We start from the raw sequence: 21,262 nt of genomic DNA, 5'->3' as shown, positions 1-21,262 counted from the left end.
TATTATAGTGGAATGCTGGATCTCGTGACCCTGGGTGGCCGTGTGCAGAAGCTGCGGCACGGTCTCGGCCTGACCCTGCAGCAACTCGCGAACCGGGCCGAGGTGAGTGTGAGCATGCTGTCGTCGGTCGAGCGTGGTCAGAAGGCGCCCACCGTCGTCGTACTCGCGCGCATCGCGGACGGCTTGGGCGTGCCTCTGGCCGAACTGGTCGCGGAGCCGGAGGACCTGCGCGTGATCGTGCGTCGCGCGTACGACCAGGACACCGTCGAGGAGGCAGGTGGCTGGCGCCGGACGATCCTGACCCCTGTGGTGCCCGGCTTGAACTTCGAGTGGATCCGCACGGTCCTGCCCCCGGGCTGCGACGCCGGCGAGTTCCCCGCCTATGCGCCGGGCTCGCACGAGTTCATCGCCGTCGAGTCCGGGACCCTGCGCCTGACCCTCGCCGGCCGAGCCGTGGACCTCGGCGCAGGCGACTCGGTGTACTTCGCCGCCGACGTCGTCCACGGCTATGCCAATCCCGGACCGACGCCGTGCGTGTACCACGTCGCGGCACTCATCATGCGTCCCCGGGGCGCCCGGCAGAGCTCTGGTTCGGGGCGGAGGTGACGTCGATGACCTCCGTGCCCTGCTCTGGGCGCGGGGCGGCTCATCTCCGTCCGGGGGCGGAGGCTGTCGGGATGGTCTCCATCGACCCGTGGGTGGTGGTGATCCATTGCGTTCGAGGAGCAGTCTTGAGGTATGGGTTCGCTTCACTCCGCGCTCGTTGTGCTCATCGGTGTCTGCGTTCTGACCTTTTATGCGGCCTGGATCGTGGGCGCCGTCTATTTCGGTGTGAAGGGCCACGCCGGTCTGCGCGGCTGGTGGCGTGGACACCGTCGTACGTTCCCCCGCCGGATTCTCCTGTTCGCGGGTGTCTGGCTGTTCGTCGTTCTGGCCGGCCGCACCATGGGTTTGTGGCGACACCTGCGGTACTGGCAGCCGGAGCTGGCCCTCCTCGGCGCCGTGCTCGCCGTCGCCTCCACCGCCCTGTTGCTGTGGGCCCGCTGGGTGCTGGGCGCGATGTGGGCCAGCGTGCCGACGGTCAGAGAACACCATGAACTCCGCACCGACGGTCCCTACGGGCTGGTTCGTCACCCCATCTACGCAGGGCTGCTCGGCCTCATCACCGGATCCATGCTGGCCTGTGGCTTCGGCGTCTGGGTCGCCGTCCTCATCGTCGCCGTTCCCTGGCTCCTGCTGCGGGTCCGGGCCGAGGACGGCCTGATGGCCGACCGGTTCGGCACGGCCTACGAGGACTACCGCGCGCGCGTCCCGGCACTGATCCCCTGGACACGTCCCGCGCGGGAGGGCGCTGGCCGTGACGACAGTGTGCAGCGGTAGGCAGCGGCGCCGACCGCCGCCCCGCGGCCGCTGCGGGCCCGGGCGCCGCCCGCGCGGCCGGGCTTCCGTGCGTCCGCTCGACACGTGACGCGGTGGTGTGGCGGAGTCCGGTCATCAGTGAGCCAAGAGTGCGCTAAATCAAGGACGCCTGGTCCGGATTACGGACGGAACCATCGCGTACCGGCCAGCCGTGGGTGAACCGAGCGTGGACGGCGGCCGCCTCGGCAGGCACCCTGCGTGATGCCGGACGTGGAGCCGGGGGCACGGAGTGCGGAGACTGCAGCCGTCCTCGCCTGCCCACCGTGGCGGACGTCCGGCCGGAACCCTTCCTTGTTGTTGCGGGAGCGACTCGCCATACTCGTCGGCGTTTGGCATGGGCACGTCCGACCTTTGGAGGTCTGGGCGTCCCCGTGTCTGTCATTCCTCCGGCCCCGGCCCGTCGAGTGGGCGGGGCAACCCCCACTGGAGGCTTCACATGGCGCAACGCCGAACAGCTCTCACCACCCGCGCGCTCACCGGAGCGAGCGTCGCGGTCCTCGCGGCCGGCGCGGCCCTGCTCCCCGGTGCTGGCCCGGCCACGGCCGCTCCCAGCCCCGCCGCAGCCACCCCGGCCGCGGCCCGTGCCGCGTCCGCAGCGACCCTCGTCGCCCGGCTGGGCGACCGCGCCGCCGGTTCCTACTACGACGCCGCGGCCCACCGGTTCGTCGTCAACATCACCGACCCGTCCGCGGCCGGCCAGGTCCGGGCGACCGGTGCCGTCCCCAGAACCGTCCGCTACTCCACCCCGCAACTGCGCGGTGTGCTGGGCACGTTGGCCCAGCACGCCCGGATCGCGGGCACCGCGTGGTCGATCGACCCCCGTCAGGACAAGGTGGTCGTGACCGTCGACCCGACGGTCGCCGGAGCCAGGCGCACCCGGCTGAACGGCGTGGTCGACTCGCTCGGCGACAAGGTCGTCGTGCGGCGGACCGCCTCCGCGTTCAAGCCGTTCATCGCGGGCGGCGACGCCATCTGGGGCAGCACCGTGCGCTGCTCCCTCGGGTTCAACGTGACGGTGAACGGCGCGCCGTACTTCCTGACCGCCGGACACTGCGGCAACGCCTCCTCGACGTGGTCGGACTCGCAGGGCGGCGGGGAGGTCGGCCAGACCGTGGACTCGCAGTTCCCCGGCACCGACTACGCCCTGGTCCAGTACGACGACGCGGGCAGTGACCACGCGAGTGTCGTCGACCTCTACGGCGGCGGCAGCCAGCAGATCACCCACGCCGCCGACGCCTACGTGGGCGAATCGGTCCAGCGCAGCGGCAGCACCTCGGGTGTTCACGGCGGTTCGGTCACCGGGCTCGACGCGACCGTGAACTACGAGGAGGGCTCGGTCTCCGGGCTGATCGACACCGACGTGTGCGCCGAGCCCGGCGACAGCGGCGGCGCGCTCTTCGACTCCGACGCGGCCATCGGGCTGACCTCGGGCGGCAGCGGCGACTGCACCTCCGGCGGCGAGACCTTCTTCCAGCCGGTACCCGCGGCACTGAGCGCGGAGGGCGCCACCCTTCCGTAACCCCAGGCTGCACCATGCGGTGATGTCGCGGAACGCCTCAACCGGCCCTTGCCGTGGGACGGTTGAGGCTTCCTCGCGTCACGTGCGAGACGTGCGGTCCGGATGCGGGGTGCTTGACCAGCCGAGCTGGGATCGCTCCCGTTGTCAGACCCGGCCGCTATGTTCACGGACCATGAGCGGCGCATTCGAGTGGACAGACGGCGGCCCGGACTTCGAGGCGTACTCCCTGACGCTGGTGAAGGGCATGAGCCATGAGGAGCTGGCCGTGCGTCTGGGGGCCCAGCCGGACGCCGTGATGGCCCCGGACACCGCGCACGAGATGTTCCGGCTGTCGCATGAGGCCCGGTCGGGGGCGCTGCCCGACTGGGCGGTGCTGGGCGAGACGGGCAACGGGTGGGCGTTCGCGATCGAGTCGCCCGAGGCACGCGACCGCGCGGACCGGTACGCCTCGGGCAGGGACCTCTACACCGGTCACACGGTGGTCAACATCTGGGACAGCACCATGGACCCGCCGATCATCACCGTCAGCGTGGACGGCGTACACGACTGGATGATGTGGGAGTACACGGCCGATCAGCCGACCCATCCGCTCACGCGCCGGCTGGCCGCCGAGCATGGGGACGGGGAGGGCGACGGCATGTCGATGGAGAACGTCTACCGAGCCTTGGGCGAGCACTACGGGCTGATGCTGTCGAGGAAGACGGTGGTCGACCGGCAGCTGCCGCACGTGTTCACCGAGCCCCGCAGGCTGGTGCGTCCGCGGGGGGCCGTGTGTCCGGCATGCGGCGAGAACCGGATGATCGTGCACGGCGGCGGCTCGTGGCAGCCGGGGGAGTACCGGCTGGTGTGCACGTACTACAAGGTGCCCGACATGCCTGGATACCCACCCCAGGGCTGCCCGGGACAGATCAGCGGGCCCGCACTCGCCGACGTGGTGAGCGACGAGCCGAACCTGAAGTACGGCAACGTCCGCATGCCCGTGCGACCTGAATAGGCAGGGAACGAAAAGGGGGCCGCGTCGAACATCGTTCAAGCGCCGCAGCGGCCCGGACGGCAGCGCGTAGGAGCGCGGCACCCGCACCTGACCGAGTAGGTGACGAACGAAACTGGGCCCGCGCGCCTGGAAGGGACGGTGCGGGGGTCGCGGCGTTCTCGCGAAGTAGCTGTGCGCCGACACCGGACTGGTCCCAAATTCAAGTGAAGTCGTCTGGTCGGCCATGGACAATGCGGCGTATGCGCATCCGAGCCGTGCAGGTGAACGAGCTGCCCATCCTCCAGGACGTCGAGAGGGCGGCTGGGCACCGCTTCCGTGACATCGGCATGCCGGAGATCGCCGACGACGAGCCGCTCCCGCTCGGCGAGCTTGCCCGCTACCAACACGCCGGGCTTGCCTGGGGCGCGGTCAACGACGCCGACTTCCTGGTCGCCTACCTGATCGCCGACCGTGTTGACGGAAACCTCCACGTCGAGCAGGTGTCGGTGCACCCGGACAGCGCGCGCCGCGGGATCGGCCGCTTGCTCCTGGACCATCTGGCCGACAGGGCCACACGCGAGGGGGTGCCTGCCCTGACCCTCACCACGTTCGCCGAGGTCCCGTGGAACGCTCCCTACTACACGCGCTGCGGTTTCCGAATCCTGGACGACGACGAACGCACCCCCGGCCTGCGGCAGATCCGTCAGCACGAAGCGGCGCATGGCCTGGACCGGTGGCCTCGGGTCTGCATGCGCCGGGCACTGTGACGCTGTGATGCCGCCCCCCGAGCCCGGGGGTGAGCCGAGTCGTCTCGCGGGCAGGGCGTTCGGCGTCGTCTCCGGCGCGATCCCCGTATGTCCCGGGCCTACTGGCTTACGCGAGCAGGTTCAGTTGCCAGGAGACGCCGAACCGGTCGTTGACCCAGCCGAACCTGGGGCTGAAACCATAGTCTCCCAACGGCATGAGTTCCGTGCCTTGTTCGACGAGGGCCGCGTAGAGGCGGTCGATCTCGGCCTCGTTCTCGCATTGCACGAAAAGCGAGATCGCAGGCGTGAAGGTGAAGGCGTGTTTCGTAGGGCTGTCGATACACATGAACCGCTCGCCGGCGAGCGAGAACGTCGCGTGCTGCACGCTCCCTTCCTTGCCGTGACCATCAGCGCCATAGCGGGTGATTTTGATGATCTCGCCATCGTCGAAGAGTGAGATGTAGAAGGTCATCGCCTCCTCGGCATTGCCCTCGAACATCAAGAACGTCGTGATCTTCTGCGACGTCGCGATCTCCATGCCACGTGCTCCTTCGGCGCCATCAGGCATTCGACGTGCGCAATGGTAACCGGTTGCCGTGCGGGTCTGATGGTTTGTCATGAGGTGAGTGCCCAGCGTGTGCGGTCGTGGGGCGAGCGGGCGTGCCCGCGGAGGTTCGATGTGGCAGAACCGCGACATCACCCTCGCTTCACCAGGGTGATGTCGCCCGATGGCCAGCCTCCTGTGTGCGGAGTCTGCTGAGCTGATCACGTAAGGACACGACGGACCCGTCACTGGATGGAATCCATGGTCACGATAAACGCCGCCACCGCGCCCCACGCTGCCGAAGACGGTTTGCCGAATCCGTCGCCCCCGTCTGCGCTGATGGGGTGGGTGGCAGTGGGTGCGGTGACGCTGGGAATCTTCTCGATCGTCACGACTGAGATCCTGCCGATCGGTTTGCTCACGAAAATCGGCTCCGGCTTTTCCGTCTCCGACGGCATGGCGGGGCTCATGATGACCATGCCAGGGCTTCTCGCGGCCGTTTCCGCACCTGTAGTCACGGTAGCCACCGCACGTGTCGACCGCCGGCTGATGCTGTGCGTATTCATGTTGTTGCTGGCCCTTGCGAACTTCCTGGCCGCAGTGGCACCCGGCTACTGGCTTGTGCTCCTCTCCCGTGTCGTCGTCGGCGTGGTCATCGGTGGCTTCTGGTCGATCGGTGCCGGATTGCCCGAGCGCCTGGTGCCGAAGGAGTCGGTCGGCCGAGCCACATCAGTGATCTTCTCCGCGGTGCCGCTCGGGTCCGTGCTCGGCCTGCCGGCGGGCACGCTCATCGCGGACCTTTCCGGCTGGCGCACCGCTTTCGTCGTGATGGGCGCCCTCACGGCGGGCGTACTGGCGATGCTCGTACTGGTCGTGCCACCGCTGCCCCCTGGCCGTACGACCCGACTGAGCGTGCTGCGCGGCATGCTGAAGGGCGTCAACACACGGTGTGCGCTGCTGCTGACCTTCCTGGTCGTGCTGGCACACTTCGGGACCTATACCTACGTCACTCCGTTCCTGGAGCAGGTCACGGGCGCCGGCTCGCGGCTGATCACCGTCTTCCTGCTGGTTTACGGTGCCGCGGGAATCGTCGGTAACTTTCTGGGCGGGGCGATGGTCGTACGTTGCCCCCGCCTCACCTTCGGTCTCGCAGGCGCCATGATCGCCGCTGTCACTCTGTCCCTGCCGGTCCTGGGGCGCTGGCAGATCGGCGCTGTGGCCCTGCTCATCGTCTGGGGCGCCGCCTACGGTGCCGTTCCCGTCTCCTCCCAGACGTGGTTCGCCAAGGCGGCTCCCGATTCACCCGAGGCGGCATCAGTGCTCTTCACCGCCTCCTTCCAGGCAACCTTCTCACTGGGCGCGCTGGCTGGTGGTGTCGTTGTGGACCGGACGTCCCCCTCCACGGTCATGACTCTCGGGGGTCTCGCCGCCACGCTCATGGTGCCGGCCGTCTGGGCCCACTTCGTCCGTCGCATCAGCTGGCCGGACCGCACCTGAACTCTGGCCGGCCGTCCAGGGGAGTGTCCGTGGGCGCCCCTATGGTGGAGGAATCGCTCGACTTCAACGCACGGGGGAACCGTGTCCGCCACCAGTGCCGTCATGCCGGGGCACGCCCCGCATCCGTCGATCGTCCACGAGCCGACCCGCCGTGCCCTCGGACCGGGCGAACGGCTCGACGGCCACGGTCTGGTGAGTTTCCGTCCACTGACCGGGCCGGCGCTGCTGACCATCCGTGAGCATGTGGCCGCGCTGGGCGGTGACCCGGCGGAGCTCGAGCCCCATCCTGCCGAACTGCTGCTGGTCGGCCGTCTGATCGTCGAGGGGGAGGAGGGCGCGGAGGTCGTCCTCGACGGTGTCACCGGCAGCGTGTTCAGCATGTGGCTCCACGGGATGTCGCCGGGCGGCGCCGAGCTGTTCCCGCTGGCCCCGTCGGTGGGGGCACTGGCCCGCATCCTCGCCAGGCGGAAGATTTCCGAGGCCTTCCCGGCAGGTTCGCCGTCCTGGCCGGTCGGACGGGGCCTCAGGCGGTGCGGGAGGCGGAGCGGCTGCTGAGCGCCGTGTTCGCCGAGGAGGCATGGGGCGAGGACGGCTGGGGTGCGGCCGGACCGCGCACCGGCTGTCCATCTGCCGGACGACAGCGAGCAGTTGCCGCCGGACCCGGAGCACCTGGTGGTGCTCGGCGGTCTCGTCCACGACTGCGAGGTCCTGATCGATGGCCGGACCGGTGCCCTGGTCTACACGGAGTTCGGCGCCGACCACATCGTGCCGGTCAACGCCGACATCTCGACGCTTGCCTTCACGCTCCGGCTCCACCACAGGGAACGGACCCTCGACGAAGAGCACGACTTCACCTCGGACTTCCATCACCAGCCACCAGCTCACCGACACCATGATCGAGGTCCTGGCCTCGGCCGACCCGATGGCCTGCCGCCCTGCCGAGGGCACGGACGCCTGCCGTTACTGGCCGGAGGTCTTCCACGACGAAGCGGGCGGCATGCTCCGGCGGGGGAGCGGCGACGTCGACGGCGACACGGCGAAACCCGCAGCGTTCACTTCGAGATCGCGGCGGTCCGCCAGCGGCCGGGTGGGATGCCGTGGTGGCGCTTGAAGGCGGCGGCGAAAGAGAATTCCGACGCGTACCCCAGGGAGCGCGCGACCGCGGCCAGGCCAGGGTCGCCGTCGCGCAGCTGCTCGCGTGCCAGCGCCATCCGCCAGTCGCTGACGTAGGTCAGCGGGGCCACGCCGAGCAGTGTGGTGAACCGGCGCGCGAACGTCGCACGCGACACCGACGCCTCGTCGGCCAGGTCGGCGACCGTCCAGGCGCGGGCCGGGCTCGCGTGCACGGCGCGCAGCGCGGCCCCGACCGCCGGGTCGTCCATCGCGCGGAACCAGGCGGGCGCGGCCGCCACATCGGCGGCGAGCTGTGCCCGCAACGCCTGCACAAGGATCACGTCGAGCAGGCTGTCCAGCAGAGCCTGCTGCCCCGGCGCTTCGCGGAGCAGCTCGTCGGCGAACAGATCCAGGGCTGCGCGCAGGCCCGCCCCGGCGCGCGAGCGCGCCACCGTCAGATCCGGCAGCCCGGCGAGCAGCCCCGAGCACAGGTCTCCCTCGAAGGTGTACGCGCCGCAGAAGAACGTGGTCGGTTCGCCGGCCCCCGTGCCAAAGACCATCCGTCGCGCGCCGCCCGGCGGGCCGGAAGAGGGATGGCCGACGAACGGGATCACCTCGGCGCCCGGCGCGTGGGCCATGAACTGCTGGGACGGCCCGCGGACCAGGATGATGTCGCCGGGCAGCACACGGCGGGCCCGGCTGGGATCGTCGGTCCATACGAACGCCTCGCCGCCGAGGATGCCGTGGATCGCCAGTTTGGCGCCGGCCGGGAAGCGCACCCCCCACTCGCCGCGCGCTGTCGAGTGCGAGAACGCGGCGCCGCGGGCACGCGAGCGCTGCAGCAGATCGGTCAGTACGTCCATGCCGTGAGACGCTCGCATATTTCTTCGCGTGAATCCAGCATGGATCACGCCTCTGGCGGCTGGTTTTCTGGTGGGGAGGAACAAGGACATCCGAAGGGAGGGGCGACATGCCCCAGGCAGTGCGGTTCGAGGAGTACGGCGACATCGACGTGCTGGAGGTCCGGGACGTGCCCAGGCCGCGGCCTGCGGCCGACGAGGTCCTGGTGCGCGTCCGGGCGGCCGGGATCAACCCCGGCGAGAACTTGATCCGCTCCGGCGCCCTGCACGACAGGTGGCCTGCGACGTTCCCGTCCGGTCAGGGCAGTGACCTCGCCGGCGTGGTGGAGGAGACCGGTTCCGCGGTGCGCAACTGGTCGGTCGGTGACGAGGTGATCGGCTGGGTGGACACCCGCGCCAGTCACGCCGAGCTGGTCGCCGTCCCGGCCGGCAACCTCGTGCCGCGCGATCCCGCCGTGCCGTGGCAGGTCGGCGGCGCGCTGTTCGTCGCCGGCACCACCGCGTACGCGAGCGTGCGCGCCGTCGGGGCCGGTGCGGGCGACACGGTGGTCGTCGCCGCCGCAGCCGGAGGGGTGGGCTCGCTGACTGTGCAGTTGCTGCGCCGCGCCGGGGCCACCGTCATCGGGTTGGCCGGCGAGACGCATCACGCCTGGCTGCGTGAGCACGGCGTGGTCCCCGTGACCTACGGCGACGGTGTACTCGACCGGATCCGCGCGGCCGCATCCGAAGGTGTCGACGCGTTCGTCGACACCTTCGGTGACGGTTACGTCGACCTGGCCCTCGAACTCGGCGTCGCCAAGGACCGGATCAACACGATCATCGACTTCGCCGGCGCGGCTCGTACCGGCGTCAAGAGCGAGGGCATGAGCGGCTCCGCGAACGCCGACGTGCTGGCCGAGCTCGTCAAGCTGGTCGCGGCCGGAGATCTCGACGTCCCGATCGCCCATACCTACCCGCTCACCGAGGTGCGTGCCGCCTACCGCGACCTGATGCGTCGGCACACGCGCGGCAAGATCGTGCTCGTGCCGTAGAGCACCGTTCCTGAGCAACCACCCACCCCGACCGGCCGGCGGCACCGCCGGTCGGAGTCGGGTTCCGTGTGGCCGCGCCATGCCCGCGCGACGCGCATCACCCGGTCCGGGACCCACGCAGCTGTCCGGCTCCGCGGACGACCGGATCCTCGTCCTGGACGGCGAACTCGCCCTCGCGGGCCGGGATGAGAAGCAGCCGCCCGCGCGTCGTACCGGCGCCTACCGCGCGCTTCCCGCCCAGGGGACCGGTGTGCTGTCCAGCCCCAGCAGATGCCTCGCCCTGCTGGACGTCAGCTTCGACGCCGGTTTCGACGAACGAGTCGTCGGACTCTCCTACTTCGAGCCGGGCCCGGCCAGTCGTACGTACGTCCCCGTACCCGGTCCCGTACCGTGTCCGGGGACGTACGCCCGTGTTGACGGGAGGCGGCGAGGCGACTTCGTCGGCCAGGGCTCGTCCGGCGGATCATGGGCCGAGCCAGGGCCGGACCGAGGCGAGGGCCGGCCAGTGCCCTAATCGTGTTGACCGCCCCCGGCAGGCGGTGCTGGAGTCGGCACGTGGACAGCATCCCCGCCAACCGGCGGCTCTGGAACCAGATCAGCAGCGCCTACCAGCACGAGCACGACCCGCAAATCGGCGCCACACCCCGGCTGTGGGGCATGTACTCCATCCCCGACGCGCACCTGCACGCCCTGGGCGACGTCACCGGCAAGCGCGTCCTCGAACTCGGCTGCGGCGCCGGCCAGTGGTCCAGGGCGCTCGCCGCCGAGGGCGCCACCGTGGTCGGGCTCGACCTGTCCGAAGCCCAACTCGCCGCAGCGGCGCGCGCGATGGGAGCGGCCCGCTACCCGCTGGTGCAAGGCGCCGCCGAACAACTCCCCTTCGCCGCCGACAGCTTCGACCTGGTGTTCTGCGACTTCGGTGGGCTCAGCTGGGCGCCCCCGCACCTGGCCGTCCCGCAGGCCGCACGCGTCTTGGGCCGAGGCGGGCGTCTGGTGTTCAACGTCGCCAGCCCATGGTTCGAAGCTTGCTACGACGAAGCCGCCAGCCGTGTGACCACGACGCTGCGGCAGGACTACTTCGGGCTGAACACCATCGCCGAAGACGACGGCGCGACCAGCTATCAGCTCACCTACGGCGACTGGGTCAAGGTCCTGCGCGGCGCGGGTCTCATCATCGACGACCTCATCGAGCCGCGGCCCGAACTCGGAACACCCAACGGCTACAACGAAACCGACCCACCCGACTGGGCACACCGCTGGCCGGCGGAACTGCTCTGGGTAACCCACAAACCGTAAGTTCCGCCGTGCCGGGACGTGAAGGCATCCCCTCGCCGGACTCGAACTGTCAGGTCGCGGTCAGCGTGCATGCGGCCACCGACACCGCCTCCTGTCCGCTGGAGCGGGAGCTGTTCCTGTCCGAGGAATGGACCAGCGACCATCACAGGCGCCGATGGGCCGGGATCCCTGACGAGGTCGGGCATGCTTCCAAGTCCCGTCTGGCTCTGGGCCTGCTGGACCATCTGGCCGGACAAGGCCTGGCCGTGCCAGTGGTCGTGGCGGACGCCGGCCATGGCCGCAGCGTCTCCTTCCGGATCGCTCTGGAGGAACGCGGCTGGTCATGCGCACCACCCTCGCAGAGCAGGAACTGGACGAACTGCCCGACGGCAGCCACGAAGTCGGGATCGTCGCGTGGGTCGACTACCGCAAGACCGCACAACTGCCCGTCTTTCCACCCATCGGACCCGCACTGGCGGCGTTGGTCGACCCCCGCGCCGCCGTCGGGGACGCTGCCTTGGACGCCGTCACCGATGAGAACTACACCTGGGTGTGAACCCCGTGCCGAACAGAGCGTCATCATTGCGGAACTACCGTGGCCGCCATCCTCACGCCTGCGGTGCAGGGGCGGCCGGGCACTGCGTCGCGATTGCCCACCGCCTGCAGAGAAGGGGCGAGGAGGCGGGGGTGACTGGTGTTCACCGAGAAGGAGGGCTGCCAACCCTCAGGCTCGTCGTCCTCGTAGCGGATGACGCCGTCCTCGTCGAGCACGGGGTGCATCCGCGCGGGTGCGTGACCGTTGTCGTCGGACGGACGTGGTCCTTCGGGCCCGTCAGGACCCCGGCGCACGGCCTCGACCGGTTCCACGGGCAACCGCGCACCGCCGGCCGTACCCCGCCCGGCCTCACATACCCAAGGTCCATGCCCCCATCCTGTCGACCACGACATGTCTTTTTGCGTGGATTCCGCAGAATCCGTGCACGCAAGAGCGCTACGACCGGCACTGCGGTCACATTGCGGCACGGTCGCGCCGCAGAGCCCGCCGTGTGGCCCTGGACAGGGCCGCGGTGGTGTCCGCAGGGGCGTGGGCCGTGCGCCAGGCGATCACGTGGTCGGGTCGGACCAGCACGGCGCCGTGGTCGCTGATGCCGCAGGCGCCGGCCGGCCGTATCGGTCCGGAACCGGCCCGGCGGGGCAGCAGGGCCACGTCGAGGAAGGAACCCCGGGCATCCACTGCGCGCGCGGCCTGTGCCCAGGGGTGCCCGTCGGGCCCGGCGAGCAGCAGATAGCGGCCGTCGCGGACCAGATCCAGGGTCGAGGGGCCCTCGCGGCGGCCGGAGAGGGATGCGTGCGGCAGCCGCGTGCCGGGTTCGCCGCGCCAGCGGCCGGGCTCGTCCGCCTCGGGCAGGGCGTGGTCCGGATCGTCGCCAGGCAGGCGGTAGCGATAGCCGTTCGCCACCGCAGCCTCGCTGAGGATCGCAGGGTCGGCCACCGCCGCTTCGGTACGGTCCCCGAGGCGCAGCAACGCCTGTTCGACGGTCAGTCTGCCCACCGCTCGACGCTCGGGTTCGTAGTCGTCCAGCAGGCTCGGATCGGCGTCGCCGCGCATCACGGACACCAGCTTGGCCGTGAGGTTCCAGGCGTCCTGGATGCCGGCGTTCGCGCCGAAGCCACCGGTCGGCGGGGTGACATGGGCCGCGTCCCCGATGAGGAAGACCCGGCCTGCGCGATAGGAATCGGCCACCCAACCGCCCATCTGCCACGGCCGGTTCCCGGTGACGGCGAACCGCGACGCGGGCAGTCCGAGCGCACGTGACACGGTGTCACGGCAGCGCTCGCCGTCGAACGCGGCCGCCGGGTCGACGGCCGCGGGGTCGTACGTCACCGACACCGTGCCGCGCTGGTGTGCCGTGTCCCAGGCGATGAAGGCGCGCTCGGGCCGGCCGGTCCAAGCCAGCGCGAGTCGGCGGCCGTCGAGGACCTGGCGCAGGTCGGCCGTGAAACCGATCTCCATGACGTGGGAGACCGCCTCGCTGCCGCTGCGGCCGATACCGAGCCCTTCCCGGATGGCGCTGCTGTTCCCGTCCGCAGCCAGCAGATAGTCGGCCTCCACGGCATACGGTTCGCCGTCCGGGCCGAGCACGTGGGCCACGACGTGGTCGTCGTACTGGCACAGGTGACGGAATCGGTGGCCGAAACGCAGGTCGGCGCCGGCGGCGCGGGCGTGCGTGCGGACCACGTCCTCCAGGTCGGCCTGTTTGACGAACGCACTGGCACACGGCGAGACGTCGCTGGCGTCTTCCGCGGCCGGCAGACGCCAGCGCCGCAGTTCCGGCCCGGCGAGAGAGGTCACGACCGCGGCATGATCGGCCGGCGGGAGGCGGTGCTGGACGGCGTAGACGTCCTGGTCGGCTCCTGAGCAGCGGTAGGCCTCCATGGTGCGCGGATAGAACAGCTTGGCGCGCAGCCGGGTCGACACCGCCGGGTGCTTCTCGACGAGGACGGGGGTGATGCCCCGGGCGGCGAGGAAGAGCGCGGCCGAGGCCCCTACGATGCTTCCGCCCACGATCAGGACGGTGGCGTGCTCGGTTGGTATCGGGGAAGCGAGGTTCATGGCCTCATCGTGTCCGCCACCCGGGCGCAGACCCGTTCACCGGCCCTAGACTCGGCAAATCCGACGTGATCCGAGGTGCGGCGATGGAATCCGAGCAATACGACGATGTCGACCTTCAGATCCTCCACGCCCTGCACCTGGACGCACGTGCGCCCTTCTCCCGGATCGCCTCGGTCATCGGAGTCTCCGACCAGACCGTGGCCCGACGCTGCGCCCGCCTGCGCGCCGAGGGTTCCCTGCGCATCTGGGGGCTGGTCGATCCGTCCCGGCTCGGCCACATCGAGTGGCTGGTGCGGATCCGTTGCGCCCCGGATTCGGCGGCCGACATCGCATCCGCCCTCGCCAGGCGGACGGACACCTCCTGGATCAGCCGCACATCCGGTGGGACCGAACTGGTCTGCCGGACCTCCGCGCCCACACCTGCCGACGAACTGCTGCTGAGGACGCTGCCGCGCAGCGCGCGGATCCTCGATCTGAGCGCCCACTGCCTGCTGCACGTCTTCTTCGGCCGCAGCGACAGCGTGATCACCAAGCTGGCCGCCCTCTCGCCCGGACAGGCCGCGCAGCTGACCCCGCACCCGGCACCGGCGACCGGCCCGGTCGAACCGGTCCGCCTGGACGACGTCGACCATCGGATTCTGTCGCTGCTGCGGGGCGACGGCCGCGTACCGCTCAACCAACTCGCCGCCGAAACCGGCGTATCGCACTCCACGGTGCAACGCCGGATCACCGAACTGCGCGACAACGGCGTGCTGTACTTCGACATCGACACCGAGCGCACACGGCTCGGGCTGCCGATCCGCACCCAGTTGTGGCTGACCGTGCCGCCCGCGGACCTCGCCGGCACCGGCCGGGCCCTGGCCGGACATCCCGAGGTGGCCTTCGCCGCCGCCGTCACCGGCACCCGCAATATCTACGCCTCCGTTTCCACCCCCACCGTCCCGGGGGTCTACGCGTACCTGACCAACACCCTCTCCGGGCTTCCGGCCGTCCAGAGCATCGAGAGCTCCCTCGTCCTGCACACCGTCAAAGGCCCGGCAGGCATGCGCAGTCCAGGGGCCGACCACTGAACCCGGGCACACACCGGCGGGACTGGCCTGGCCGGGAGCCTGGTCCGCCTCCTCGTCGGACCCCGGGGTGTCCGCACGGTCGCCGAAGTGTCCAGGCCGTTCCTACAGCCCGAAAAGCCGTGCGCCGTTCTCGTAGCAGACCCCGCGCAACCACTCGTCACCCAGGCCGAGCCGCTCAAGGGCCTCGAGCTGATGGACGTACGGATAAGGGATGTTGGGGAAGTCCGACCCGAGCAGAACCCGATCGCCGAGGTCCGCCAGCCGGCCGAGTTCGGAGGCCGGGAAGGGGGTGAAACGCTCGGAGAAATCCGTGAACACCATGGTCGTGTCCAGGCGCACCTCGGCGTACCGCTCGGCCAGGTCCAGGAATTCGGTGTACTCCGGCATTCCCATGTGCGCCACGACCAGGGGCAGGCGCGGATGCCGGGCGAGCAGCCGCTCCACCGGCTCCGGCCCGGTGTGTGTGCCGGGCACCGGACCCGAGCCGCAGTGCATGACCACGGGAACCTGCGCCTCGGCCAGCATCCCCCACACGGGATCGAGCAACTCGTCGGCCGGGTCGTACGCTCCCACCTGCACATGAGCCTTGAAGACCCGAGCCCCCGCCTCGACCGCCTTGCGTACATACTCCTCCACGCCCGCCTCGGGATGGAGGGTGGCGGTGTGGAGACAGTCGGGCGTGCGTCCCGCGAAGTCGGCGGCCCACTCGTTCAGCCAGGGTGCCATGCCGCCCTTGTGGGGATAGAGCATCGAGGTGAAGGCGCGCACGCCGAACTGCCTGAGCAGCGCGACCCGTTCGGCCTCCTCCTGGCGATAGGTGATGCCCCACTCGATGCCGGTCGTCGGCCCGAACCCGTCGAAGTACGCCCACACCTTGCGCAGGACCCGCTCCGGCATGAAGTGTGTGTGCACGTCGACCAGCCCGGGCACCCCGATACGTCGCCGAAACCTCTCGACAGCGTCGACTTCACCCACGGCGCCGACTCCTCTCGGCATCGCCGCTGACGCGGGTGAACGCGGTGGTACGGCGACCGAATGGAGATGCGGGCTGTACGAGTTGACGGAGCGGCCGTACGAATCGCGTGATCATGCCCTCACTGTCGCCCAGACGCGCCGCCACAACAACCCCCTGAGAGGGCGAGGCAGGAGCGGCGTACTGTGGCTCGAAGTCTGCGACGAACCGGTCCCAGCGGGTGCCCGGCGACCGGTGCATCGGGCCGGCATGCCCGCAGAGCGGTCCCAGGAGTACGCCCCCACGGACTGGCACGCACCCGGCGCACCGACTTCGCCGAGGAACCGCCACGCCCCGGGAGGATCCCTCGCCGCGTTCTCGCTCGAGCCGCGACGGGCGGAATCGGTCGCGGTGGGCCGGCGAGACGTCCCGGTCGAGCAGATCCGCCTGCGGGCCCGACTCAACCCGGCTCGGCCCCCTTCGGCGCGGCCTCCCGCTCCGGTCACGGGCGGCGCGGCTGGTGGCGAGGGCGCCGTCGGGCTTCCCCCTTGATCGCGGCGCGATGAGGCGCGGAGCGTCCGCGTTCTGGTGCGTTCTGGTGCTCATGCCGACCTGCCCCCGCACGCTCGATGCCCGGGACTGCCTGTGCCGCGGGCAGACAGGACGTGAAGACCGGCTGTGGCTTTGCGGGGATAATCAGTCGCACCACATGTGTCAGAGACAGGCCGGATGCGGTGAGGGATGTGGACTGGCGCGAATTCGCTGAGCGTATGGCGCTGCTTGCACGGGACCTCCTGGCCCAGGAGTCCCTCGACGCGACGCTCGACCGGATCTCCACCACCGCGGTGGAACTGGTGGAAGGCTGTGACGAAGCGGGCATTCTCGATCTGCGCAAGGGCGAGGTGGAAACGCTCTCCGCCTGCGGCGACCACGTTCAGGAGTCCGATCGCCTCCAGGGCCGACTGGGCGAAGGGCCCTGCTTCGACGCGGCGCGCGACACGTCCGGCGGCCGCGTGTACCGGATTCCCGATCTGACCTCGCCCGATGGACGCTGGCCGCACTTCTCGCCCGCCGCCCGCAGCCTCGGTTACGGCAGCATGATGGGCTTCCTCCTGTACACCCGCAACGACGACTTCGGCGCCCTGAACCTGTATGCGTACGGCCCCGGCGCCTTCACGGCGGTCAGCGAGACCGCCGGCTGGCTGTTCGCCTCGCATGCCGCCGTGGCCCTCGCCGGCGCACGTACGCAGGAACAGCTGGAGCACGCCCTGGAGACCCGGCATGCGATCGGAGAGGCCATGGGAATCCTCATGGAGCGCCACGGGCTCTCCGAGCCGGACGCGTTCGGGGTGCTGCGCCGTATCTCGCAGAACCACAACGTCAAGCTGCGTGACGTGGCACGCCGTATCGGGGGCGGGGCGTCCGGCGCCGATGACTCGGTGCCCGAGGAGGCGCCCGAAGGGTGACGGGGAGGTGATGCGGACTCGCCGATGCCGACCGCTGAACGTGCGGCCGGCAGGTCGGGGAATCGGGGAACCTGCCGTCGTCCCGGTCCGTCAGGGTGTCGGTCCGCTTCCGTCCCGCAGCCGTACGGCGAACGCCCGCGCCGCTGCCAGGTCCAGGGGGTTGGGCCGCGTCTTGTTGATTCCGCCGAGGACCTTGAAGGGGGTCCAGGTGTCGAACGCCCGGCATGAGAAGCTCCCGTCCACCTCCAGACCCTTGTCTTCGAGCAGTCGGACCAGTGGGCGGGTGAAACGGAACGGCGCCAGCGGTGCCTCGGGAAGCCCGCTGGTGGTGAACACGAAGGACCGGCCGTGCCCGTGGGGGAGTGCCTTGACGAAGTTCGTCAGGCTGGGGTGGGGCCTGCCGTAGAAGACACCGGAACCGAATCCCACGAGGCCGGCGCCGGCCACTTCCACGAGGTCGGCCTCCTCGGGGGAGACGACCTTCGCGTCCAGTTCCCGGGCCATGGTGTCGGCGACTCGACGGGTGTTGCCGTGCGACACGGAGGCACACACGATGACAGCCTTCATTGCAGCGGTCTCCTCTCTGACTGCTTACAACAGAGGGGACCGCCCAGCGGCGCATGATGTGACATCGGGCAGGTGTGACGTGGGTCGCGGGCGGACGAGAGGGCCTTCACCCCGTTCTTCGGAGGCGAAGGCCCTGCACCCATGAGCAGTTCTCGATGTCAGCGACGTCAGCCCTTGAAGGCGTCCTTGGCCTTTTCCTTTGCCTGCCGTGCGTGGCCCTTGGACTTTTCAGCCTGTCCCTCTACGGTCATGCGCTCGTTGCCGGCAGCCTGTCCAGCGGCCTTCTTGACCTTGCCCTCGACCTGCTCGGCCTTTGCCTTGCCCTTCTCACCAGCCGCCATGGAACATCCGCCTCCTCCAACGGTCTTTCCGGTCTTCGGGATGAACCGCGGGTTCCCCCGGTCGCCTCTCATAAACGAGATGTCGCTCCGCATACGGGCCTCACCCGAATTGCCTAAGCCTTCACCGGCCCGATGTGCCGTGCTCCCCCGTTTGGCTCAAACTGGACACGGATCCGTTGCCCATCCCGTGATCACTGCCGTTCCGGGAGGCGTCGTCATGATCGTGGTGGCCCTGCTCGTGCCTGTGATGGTCATGCTCTTCGTGTTCGCACTGGATGCATACGAGGATCTGCTGTTCCCGACGTCGGAGGAGTCCGGGACAAGCCAGGAAACGCCGGAAACAGTGGAGGAACCCGGTCCCTGATCACGGACACCCCGCTCGGCTCGACCGTGGCTGCGGTCAGCGGTGGCCCGATGCGTGGTTCAGTGCCGCTGGTCGTGGTCGTGATCCTGGGCTTCGGCGGCGTTCTTCAGGTCGCGCAGCCATGCTTCGAGGCCTGCGCGGAGGATCTTGGTCGCGGCGGGGACGTTCGCGTCGACCTCGGCTCCGGTGTGGGTCTCCTCGGTCCGTACGAGGACGCCGTCCTTGGTCGGTGTGCGGGCGTGCGTCGCGGGTGGTCACTTCAGATGGCAGTGACAACCTCACTTGTTCGTTAGAAGTTATAACTGTGGGAGGGGGGAGGCAAGAGACTGCGTGATAGCTTCTAACGAAATCTTGAGGCTATAGTCCGGTGGATGGTGAAGACGGCAGGGACGTGGGGAGGCGGACGCGATGACTCCGCGGGAGCGCTATCGCGCCCAGGTGCGCGCGGAGATCAAGGAACACGCCTGGGAGCAGATCGCCACGGCAGGGGTGACCGCACTCTCCCTCAATGCGGTTGCCAAACAGATGGGCATGAGCGGACCCGCGCTCTATCGCTACTTCGCCAGCCGTGACGAGCTGATCACCGAACTCATCCGGGACGCGTACGGAAGTCTCGCCGAGACCCTCCGCGCGGCCGCCGTCATGGGCGCGGACCTGGCCGCACTCGCGCACTCCGTGCGCGGCTGGGCGCTCGAGGACCCCCAGCGGTACTTCCTCATCTACGGCACTCCCGTGCCCGGCTATCACGCGCCCGAGGACACCACGCGCATCTCCTCCCAGATCATGGCCGTCCTGCTCGATGCCAGTGCGGCCCTCGCCTCGGACGGCCCCGGCACACCGTTCAGCACGCACCTGGAAGAGCACCGCAACTGGGCCGAAGGCCACCCCGCCCCGCCCGCGACACTCCACCGGGCCCTGATCTTCTGGACCCGGCTGCACGGCGTCCTGTCCCTCGAACTCGCCGGCCACTTCGCCGGAATGGACCTCGACCCCGCCCTGCTCTTCGCGGCGGAACTGAACGACCTGCTGTCGCGACGGCCTTGACATCGCCTACGGGGGCGTGCTGCCTTGCTGAACGAAGTGCCTCTGGATCGCGCTCAGTTGTTCGTCCAGCTGTCGCGAGGCGCCCGGCGAGAGGTGCTCGCCGTCCGGGTCGGTGTTCAGCAGCGGAGAGGCGCCGCACGCCCGGGTCGGCCACCGCGGCGGCGATCAGGTGCTCGAAGGCCGGAGCGCGGAACCCGGTAGCCGTCTTGGCTGACACCTCGTCAAGACCATCCACCCGGGGGTGACATCGGGTCGGGCGAGGAGGAGGTCAACGACCGGGCTGGTCGCGGCCTCCCGGAGAACCAGGTCTCTCGGTCTCCGTCCGCGGCGCGGGAGGCGGTCGTCAGTACCTCTCCCGTATCGGCGCCTTGCCGCCAGGCTGAGCAGGTGTCGACATCCGATATCCGACGCACCGCGACCGAAGTCGGACGGAAACGAACACGTCCGGACGAGATGGCCAAGTCATTCACGAGAAGTGAAACAAATATTGACGTGTTGCAACAGGCTGCGTACGTTCCGAGCCGATCGGTGAGCACTGTCCGCCCTGGAGGGGAGTGTCATGAGCGCGCCACGAATCTCTGTTCTCGACGCGGCTTCGGAAGGCGGCTCGGGAACGATCCGCAGACTGGCGAGGAGCCTGGCGTGCGCGGTGTCCGCGTTCGGACTCGCCCTCGGTGTCCTCATCGGCCTCCCCGCCGTCTCGCAGGCGGCGGGCTCCCTGCCGTGCGACATCTACGGGGCCGCGGGCACACCCTGCGTCGCCGCGCACAGCACGACAAGGGCGCTGCTGTCCTCATACGACGGACCCCTGTACCAGGTCACACGTGCCTCGGACGGGGCCGGTACCGACATCGGGCTGCTCTCTCGAGGCGGCTACGCGGATGCCGGCCGGCAGGACACGTTCTGCCAGAGCACCACATGCCGCATCACCAAGGTCTACGACCAGACGTCGCGGCACAACGACCTGACTCCAGGGCCCGCGGGGACCTCGGGAATGGGAGCCGACCGCGGGGCGGACGCCAGTGAGATCGCCGTCAAGGCCGGCGGCCACAAGGTGTACGGCATCTGGGTCTCGCCGGGCGTCGGCTACCGCTACACCGGGGCTGCCTCCGGTGTGGCGGTGAACGGCCGGCCCGAGGGCGCCTACATGGTCGCCAGCGGTACGCACGTCGGCTCGGACTGCTGCTTCGACTACGGCAACGCGGAAAGCACGCCCGCCGACACCGGCAACGGACACATGGACGCGGTGAGCATCGCGACCACGTGCTATTTCGCGCCGTGCACGGGTTCGGGGCCGTGGGTCGAGGCTGACATGGAGAACGGCATGTTCCAGGGGGACAACGGCTCCAACACCGCCAACCGGGGGAACAGCAGTCCCTTCGTGACCGCGGTGCTGAAGAACGACGGACAGACGAGGTATGCCCTGAAGGGCGGTGACTCCCGGTCCGGCGCGCTGTCGACCTGGTGGGACGGCGGGCTTCCCACGCGAGGCGGTTACCGCCCCATGCAGCAGGAGGGCGGCATCATCCTGGGCACCGGCGGGGACAACAGCAACTGGAACCGGGGCACCTTCTTCGAGGGCGTCATGGTCGCCGGCTACCCCACCGACACCGCCGAGGAGGCCGTCCAGGCGAACATCGTCTCCGTCGGCTACGCCGGCGAGACGGACGTCCCCAACGGGCCTCAGGGGACCATCACGGGGCCCGGCGGCAAGTGCGTCGACGCCGCCGCGGACGACACGGGCGGAAACGGCACAGCCGTACAACTCTGGGACTGCCAGACCTACGCCGAGGACCAGCACTGGACCCACAACCCCGACGGCTCGCTGAGCACGATCGGCAAGTGCCTTGACATCGAGGGCGATGGC

General features: G+C 69.7%; 22 protein-coding genes and 3 pseudogenes. 18 read left to right on the top strand and 7 right to left on the bottom strand.

Going from position 1 to position 21,262, the window contains the following annotated elements; all coding sequences use genetic code 11:
* Positions 1-12: 12 nt before the first annotated feature.
* The 5 genes from ADK64_RS08800 to ADK64_RS08780 all read left to right on the top strand — a co-directional run bounded on the left by ADK64_RS08800 (position 13) and on the right by ADK64_RS08780 (position 4,678).
* Positions 13-606, top strand: coding sequence for a helix-turn-helix domain-containing protein (locus ADK64_RS08800; protein WP_053656782.1), 594 nt, complete (start codon positions 13-15; stop codon positions 604-606).
* Positions 607-738: 132 nt separating this feature from the next.
* Positions 739-1,380, top strand: a complete 642-nt coding sequence (locus tag ADK64_RS08795) for a methyltransferase family protein (RefSeq protein ID WP_053656780.1) — start codon at positions 739-741, stop codon at positions 1,378-1,380.
* Positions 1,381-1,855: 475 nt separating this feature from the next.
* Complete coding sequence (locus ADK64_RS08790; RefSeq protein WP_053656779.1) at positions 1,856-2,938, top strand: S1 family peptidase; 1,083 nt, start codon at positions 1,856-1,858, stop codon at positions 2,936-2,938.
* A gap of 172 nt (positions 2,939-3,110) precedes the next feature.
* Positions 3,111-3,932, top strand: coding sequence for a hypothetical protein (locus ADK64_RS08785; protein ID WP_053656777.1), 822 nt, complete (start codon positions 3,111-3,113; stop codon positions 3,930-3,932).
* Positions 3,933-4,171: 239 nt separating this feature from the next.
* Positions 4,172-4,678, top strand: coding sequence for a GNAT family N-acetyltransferase (locus tag ADK64_RS08780; protein ID WP_053656775.1), 507 nt, complete (start codon positions 4,172-4,174; stop codon positions 4,676-4,678).
* A 106-nt stretch (positions 4,679-4,784) separates the two neighbouring features.
* On the opposite strand, the gene ADK64_RS08775 is transcribed toward ADK64_RS08780, so the two are convergent.
* Positions 4,785-5,195 carry a VOC family protein gene (locus tag ADK64_RS08775; protein ID WP_053656773.1) on the bottom strand — a complete coding sequence of 137 codons (411 nt, stop codon included), beginning with the start codon at positions 5,193-5,195 and terminating at the stop codon, positions 4,785-4,787.
* A gap of 345 nt (positions 5,196-5,540) precedes the next feature.
* Here ADK64_RS08775 and ADK64_RS08770 point away from each other — a divergent pair, with 345 nt between their 5' ends.
* From ADK64_RS08770 to ADK64_RS48620, 3 genes and pseudogenes are all read left to right on the top strand, one after another.
* Complete coding sequence (locus tag ADK64_RS08770; protein WP_234384517.1) at positions 5,541-6,698, top strand: MFS transporter; 1,158 nt, start codon at positions 5,541-5,543, stop codon at positions 6,696-6,698.
* An 81-nt stretch (positions 6,699-6,779) separates the two neighbouring features.
* The gene (locus ADK64_RS47060) at positions 6,780-7,253 is read left to right on the top strand and encodes a hypothetical protein (RefSeq protein ID WP_063789878.1); all 474 of its coding nucleotides are present in this window, start codon (positions 6,780-6,782) and stop codon (positions 7,251-7,253) included.
* A 42-nt stretch (positions 7,254-7,295) separates the two neighbouring features.
* Positions 7,296-7,505: pseudogene (locus ADK64_RS48620) on the top strand (SUKH-4 family immunity protein); the annotation flags it as partial.
* Between the two features lie 245 nt (positions 7,506-7,750).
* Here the strand turns inward: ADK64_RS48620 and ADK64_RS08760 are convergent.
* A complete protein-coding gene (locus ADK64_RS08760) occupies positions 7,751-8,674 on the bottom strand; it encodes an AraC family transcriptional regulator (RefSeq protein ID WP_053656772.1) in 924 nt (307 codons plus the stop codon).
* A gap of 107 nt (positions 8,675-8,781) precedes the next feature.
* On the opposite strand from ADK64_RS08760, the gene ADK64_RS08755 reads away from it, so the two are divergent.
* The 5 genes and pseudogenes from ADK64_RS08755 (at position 8,782) to ADK64_RS08740 (ending at position 11,533) form a co-directional block, all read left to right on the top strand.
* Positions 8,782-9,702, top strand: a complete 921-nt coding sequence (locus tag ADK64_RS08755) for an NADP-dependent oxidoreductase (protein ID WP_053656770.1) — start codon at positions 8,782-8,784, stop codon at positions 9,700-9,702.
* Between the two features lie 79 nt (positions 9,703-9,781).
* Positions 9,782-10,216 (top strand): hypothetical protein, encoded by a 435-nt coding sequence (locus ADK64_RS08750; protein WP_053656768.1) that lies wholly within the window; start codon positions 9,782-9,784, stop codon positions 10,214-10,216.
* 41 nt (positions 10,217-10,257) lie between these two features.
* Positions 10,258-10,998 (top strand): class I SAM-dependent methyltransferase, encoded by a 741-nt coding sequence (locus ADK64_RS08745; RefSeq protein ID WP_053656766.1) that lies wholly within the window; start codon positions 10,258-10,260, stop codon positions 10,996-10,998.
* A 41-nt stretch (positions 10,999-11,039) separates the two neighbouring features.
* Positions 11,040-11,321 (top strand): annotated as a pseudogene (locus ADK64_RS42625) (transposase); the annotation flags it as partial.
* Positions 11,321-11,533, top strand: a complete 213-nt coding sequence (locus ADK64_RS08740) for a hypothetical protein (protein ID WP_199829556.1) — start codon at positions 11,321-11,323, stop codon at positions 11,531-11,533. The pseudogene ADK64_RS42625 and the gene ADK64_RS08740, both read left to right, overlap by 1 nt.
* Positions 11,534-11,986: 453 nt before the next feature.
* Here the strand turns inward: ADK64_RS08740 and ADK64_RS08730 are convergent, their stop codons facing one another.
* Positions 11,987-13,591 (bottom strand): FAD-dependent monooxygenase, encoded by a 1,605-nt coding sequence (locus tag ADK64_RS08730; protein WP_053656762.1) that lies wholly within the window; start codon positions 13,589-13,591, stop codon positions 11,987-11,989.
* Positions 13,592-13,674: 83 nt separating this feature from the next.
* Here ADK64_RS08730 and ADK64_RS08725 point away from each other — a divergent pair, with 83 nt between their 5' ends.
* Complete coding sequence (locus tag ADK64_RS08725) at positions 13,675-14,661, top strand: Lrp/AsnC family transcriptional regulator (RefSeq protein ID WP_053656760.1); 987 nt, start codon at positions 13,675-13,677, stop codon at positions 14,659-14,661.
* Between the two features lie 102 nt (positions 14,662-14,763).
* On the opposite strand, the gene ADK64_RS08720 is transcribed toward ADK64_RS08725, so the two are convergent.
* Positions 14,764-15,657, bottom strand: a complete 894-nt coding sequence (locus ADK64_RS08720; RefSeq protein WP_053656758.1) for an amidohydrolase family protein — start codon at positions 15,655-15,657, stop codon at positions 14,764-14,766.
* Positions 15,658-16,383: 726 nt separating this feature from the next.
* On the opposite strand from ADK64_RS08720, the gene ADK64_RS08715 reads away from it, so the two are divergent.
* Complete coding sequence (locus tag ADK64_RS08715; protein WP_234384504.1) at positions 16,384-17,079, top strand: GAF and ANTAR domain-containing protein; 696 nt, start codon at positions 16,384-16,386, stop codon at positions 17,077-17,079.
* 90 nt (positions 17,080-17,169) lie between these two features.
* On the opposite strand, the gene ADK64_RS08710 is transcribed toward ADK64_RS08715, so the two are convergent.
* Both ADK64_RS08710 and ADK64_RS42620 read right to left on the bottom strand, forming a co-directional pair.
* Positions 17,170-17,646, bottom strand: coding sequence for a flavodoxin family protein (locus tag ADK64_RS08710; protein ID WP_053656754.1), 477 nt, complete (start codon positions 17,644-17,646; stop codon positions 17,170-17,172).
* A 167-nt stretch (positions 17,647-17,813) separates the two neighbouring features.
* Entirely contained in the window at positions 17,814-17,987 is a 174-nt protein-coding gene (locus ADK64_RS42620; protein ID WP_078992559.1) for a CsbD family protein, read from the bottom strand.
* 217 nt (positions 17,988-18,204) lie between these two features.
* Between ADK64_RS42620 and ADK64_RS46590 the strand changes: the two genes are divergently transcribed.
* Positions 18,205-18,351: a hypothetical protein gene (locus ADK64_RS46590; protein ID WP_199829539.1), complete on the top strand. Its 147-nt coding sequence runs from the start codon at positions 18,205-18,207 to the stop codon at positions 18,349-18,351.
* Positions 18,352-18,410: 59 nt separating this feature from the next.
* On the opposite strand, the pseudogene ADK64_RS47045 reads toward ADK64_RS46590, so the two are convergent.
* A pseudogene (locus tag ADK64_RS47045) lies at positions 18,411-18,584 on the bottom strand (polyketide cyclase /reductase); the annotation flags it as partial.
* A 175-nt stretch (positions 18,585-18,759) separates the two neighbouring features.
* On the opposite strand from ADK64_RS47045, the gene ADK64_RS08705 reads away from it, so the two are divergent.
* Entirely contained in the window at positions 18,760-19,395 is a 636-nt protein-coding gene (locus ADK64_RS08705; RefSeq protein WP_053656751.1) for a TetR/AcrR family transcriptional regulator, read from the top strand.
* Between the two features lie 559 nt (positions 19,396-19,954).
* Positions 19,955-21,262: arabinofuranosidase catalytic domain-containing protein (locus tag ADK64_RS08700; RefSeq protein WP_053657105.1), on the top strand; the 1,308-nt coding region annotated here is incomplete at its 3' end.

The organism is Streptomyces sp. MMG1121, from assembly GCF_001280015.1.
Classification (GTDB): domain Bacteria; phylum Actinomycetota; class Actinomycetes; order Streptomycetales; family Streptomycetaceae; genus Streptomyces.
The sequence above is the reverse complement of the archived record's forward strand: the minus strand, read 5'-3'. Positions and strand labels throughout refer to the sequence as shown.

Coding starts and splice junctions, on each gene's coding strand:
- ADK64_RS08730 (WP_053656762.1), bottom strand. CDS start 13,591: ATGAACCTCGCTTCCCCGATACCAACCGAGCACGCCACCGTCCTGATC.
- ADK64_RS08725 (WP_053656760.1), top strand. CDS start 13,675: ATGGAATCCGAGCAATACGACGATGTCGACCTTCAGATCCTCCACGCC.
- ADK64_RS08750 (WP_053656768.1), top strand. CDS start 9,782: ATGCCCGCGCGACGCGCATCACCCGGTCCGGGACCCACGCAGCTGTCC.
- ADK64_RS08790 (WP_053656779.1), top strand. CDS start 1,856: ATGGCGCAACGCCGAACAGCTCTCACCACCCGCGCGCTCACCGGAGCG.
- ADK64_RS08770 (WP_234384517.1), top strand. CDS start 5,541: ATGGGGTGGGTGGCAGTGGGTGCGGTGACGCTGGGAATCTTCTCGATC.
- ADK64_RS08785 (WP_053656777.1), top strand. CDS start 3,111: ATGAGCGGCGCATTCGAGTGGACAGACGGCGGCCCGGACTTCGAGGCG.
- ADK64_RS08755 (WP_053656770.1), top strand. CDS start 8,782: ATGCCCCAGGCAGTGCGGTTCGAGGAGTACGGCGACATCGACGTGCTG.
- ADK64_RS08800 (WP_053656782.1), top strand. CDS start 13: ATGCTGGATCTCGTGACCCTGGGTGGCCGTGTGCAGAAGCTGCGGCAC.
- ADK64_RS08795 (WP_053656780.1), top strand. CDS start 739: ATGGGTTCGCTTCACTCCGCGCTCGTTGTGCTCATCGGTGTCTGCGTT.
- ADK64_RS08775 (WP_053656773.1), bottom strand. CDS start 5,195: ATGGAGATCGCGACGTCGCAGAAGATCACGACGTTCTTGATGTTCGAG.
- ADK64_RS08740 (WP_199829556.1), top strand. CDS start 11,321: ATGCGCACCACCCTCGCAGAGCAGGAACTGGACGAACTGCCCGACGGC.
- ADK64_RS08715 (WP_234384504.1), top strand. CDS start 16,384: ATGGCGCTGCTTGCACGGGACCTCCTGGCCCAGGAGTCCCTCGACGCG.
- ADK64_RS08780 (WP_053656775.1), top strand. CDS start 4,172: ATGCGCATCCGAGCCGTGCAGGTGAACGAGCTGCCCATCCTCCAGGAC.
- ADK64_RS08705 (WP_053656751.1), top strand. CDS start 18,760: ATGACTCCGCGGGAGCGCTATCGCGCCCAGGTGCGCGCGGAGATCAAG.
- ADK64_RS08720 (WP_053656758.1), bottom strand. CDS start 15,657: ATGCCGAGAGGAGTCGGCGCCGTGGGTGAAGTCGACGCTGTCGAGAGG.
- ADK64_RS08710 (WP_053656754.1), bottom strand. CDS start 17,646: ATGAAGGCTGTCATCGTGTGTGCCTCCGTGTCGCACGGCAACACCCGT.
- ADK64_RS46590 (WP_199829539.1), top strand. CDS start 18,205: ATGATCGTGGTGGCCCTGCTCGTGCCTGTGATGGTCATGCTCTTCGTG.
- ADK64_RS42620 (WP_078992559.1), bottom strand. CDS start 17,987: ATGGCGGCTGGTGAGAAGGGCAAGGCAAAGGCCGAGCAGGTCGAGGGC.
- ADK64_RS08760 (WP_053656772.1), bottom strand. CDS start 8,674: ATGGACGTACTGACCGATCTGCTGCAGCGCTCGCGTGCCCGCGGCGCC.